This is a genomic window from Mesorhizobium sp. M2A.F.Ca.ET.067.02.1.1 (genome assembly GCF_004023285.1).
Classification (GTDB): domain Bacteria; phylum Pseudomonadota; class Alphaproteobacteria; order Rhizobiales; family Rhizobiaceae; genus Mesorhizobium.
The window spans coordinates 1-2,009 of sequence record NZ_RZSB01000947.1 but is presented as its reverse complement, the minus strand read 5'-3'; the positions used below and the strand labels follow the sequence as shown (position 1 = coordinate 2,009).

3 protein-coding genes are annotated in these 2,009 nt (G+C 61.9%); all 3 read right to left on the bottom strand.

Annotated features, from left to right (window positions below):
* Positions 1-87 precede the first annotated feature (87 nt).
* On the bottom strand, positions 88-603 hold the full coding sequence (locus EOA28_RS34085; RefSeq protein ID WP_040983294.1) for a MarR family winged helix-turn-helix transcriptional regulator: 516 nt from the start codon (positions 601-603) through the stop codon (positions 88-90).
* A gap of 239 nt (positions 604-842) precedes the next feature.
* Positions 843-1,265 carry a DUF6163 family protein gene (locus EOA28_RS34080; RefSeq protein ID WP_127252413.1) on the bottom strand — a complete coding sequence of 141 codons (423 nt, stop codon included), beginning with the start codon at positions 1,263-1,265 and terminating at the stop codon, positions 843-845.
* Positions 1,262-2,009 (bottom strand): 3-hydroxyisobutyryl-CoA hydrolase (locus EOA28_RS34075; protein WP_128315761.1); only part of this gene is annotated, 748 nt, incomplete at its 5' end. The genes EOA28_RS34075 and EOA28_RS34080, both read right to left, overlap by 4 nt.

Sequence of the window (2,009 nt, the reverse complement as noted above, 5' to 3'; positions counted from 1 at the left end):
AGAAAGGACCGGCGCGTTCGGCACCGGCCCCATGTTCTTTCCCCTAGGCCGCGCTTCTTCGGCGCGGCTTCGATGTTCTTCGAACGCCTACATCCGGTAAGCGATCGTATCGTTCCAGAAGCGGTCGAGCCGCTGCAGGGCGCGGTTCATCTGCTTGAACTCGTCGGTGTTGATGCCGCCGACCGCTTCGATCGAGCCGACATGGCGCTCGTAGAGGCCCGCGACGACGTCGGCCACCTCGTTGCCCTTCGGCGTCAGCGAGACGCGGACCGAGCGGCGGTCGATGCGTGAGCGCTGGTGGTTGATGAAGCCGAGGTCGACCAGCTTCTTCAGATTGTAGGAGACGTTCGAGCCGAGATAGTAACCGCGCGAACGCAGCTCGCCGGCGGTCAGCTCCGAATTGCCGATGTTGAAGAGCAGCAGCGCCTGGATGGCGTTGATGTCGGAACGGCCGTTGCGGTCGAACTCGTCCTTGATCACGTCAAGCAGACGGCGGTGCAGACGCTCCACCAGCTGCAGCGATTCCATGTACAGCGAACGGATAGCCTCGCGGCGATCGTCAGATACGTTTGCGGTCTTCGCCGCCGGACGCGAATTGATCATTGTCTTTGCCTCTCGTTTGTCGCCTTGGTGATTTTTTGTTTTTCACCTTGATCCCGACACTATCGAATACTCATAAAATTCGACTTAAACGCCAGGGCTAACAAGAGCTTACCGGTAAGAGGTTTCGGAAGACGCTTAACGATCGGTCACCCGAGCAAGAACAATTAACCTAAAGATTTAGCCAACGGTTCCGGGTAGAAAACGCGCCGCGAAATCGGCCCGGAAAACCAGCCCTCGGCTTATTGGCGGAGCTGGCGCTTCTGCAGCCAGATGGTGACCCGGAAGACGATGTAGAGCAAGGCTACGCATGCGTGCGAGATCACGATCAGCAGGCGGTGGCCAAAGAGATCGGGGAAGCCGGCATACATCACCGTCTCGGTCACCGCGCAGATGAACCAGATCACCGGCCCCCAGGACGCCAGCATCCAAAGCCCCGCCGCGGCGAAGGGGAAAAAGACGGCAAGCGTCGTCGCCGCCACCTGCCAATGCACCGGCATCAGGTCGAAGCGCCACAATTCGCCGGGATAGATGCCGATCAGGCGGATCCAGTAGAGGATGCCGAACAGAAGGCAATAGCCGGCGATCACACGCTGGAACCAGGCGAAGATGACCTCGGTGGTCGAGGGCTGCAGCACGACACGCCTGGAGGTGACCTCGCTCACAGGGCGAGTTCCTTGTCTCCGAGCGGCGCGAAATAGGCGTCGATGTCGGCGGCACTGACCTCGTCCAGGCTCGCTGGCCGCCACTGGGGCGTCGACCCCTTGTTGATGATGGCGGCGCGGATGCCTTCATAGAAATCGTGGCCGGCAAGCATGCGGTTGAGGATGCGGAATTCCATCTTCATGCATTCGTCCATCGACAGCGTCGATCCCGCGCTGATCTGGCGCCAGGCGACGTTGAGGCTGGTCGGCGAGCGGGTCTTAAGCGTCGCCAGCGTCTTTGCGGCAAAAGCATCGTCAGCCCCTGCCCGCTCCAGACTGTCGATGATGCCGGCGAGCGAGCTCTGCGAGAAATGGCGCGCGATCGCTTCCAGGTCCTGCCGCTCGGTCTCGCGTTTGGCGGGCACGAAGAAATCGCGCAGCTCGGCATTGGCGTCGCCGCTCGTGGCCAGCTCGTCGAGCAGGCCCGCCTGGTCCCCGGCCTTGATGGTGTGGGTGGCGAGCCCCGACCATAGCGCGTCGCCATAGCGGATGCGGTTTCCGGTCAGCCCCAGATACATGCCGAACGCGCCGCCGAGATCCGGCAGCAGATGGCTGCCGCCGACATCGGGGAAGAAGCCGATGCCGACCTCGGGCATGGCGAACTGCGCGTTTTCGGTCAGCACGCGATGCGAGCCGTGAAAGGAGATGCCGACGCCGCCGCCCATGACGATGCCGTCGATCAGCGCCACATAGGGTTTCTTGAAG

What these genes read in the sequence shown, in the direction of transcription:
- EOA28_RS34085 (WP_040983294.1), bottom strand. Translation starts at nt 603, where the DNA reads ATGATCAATTCGCGTCCGGCGGCGAAGACCGCAAACGTATCTGACGAT.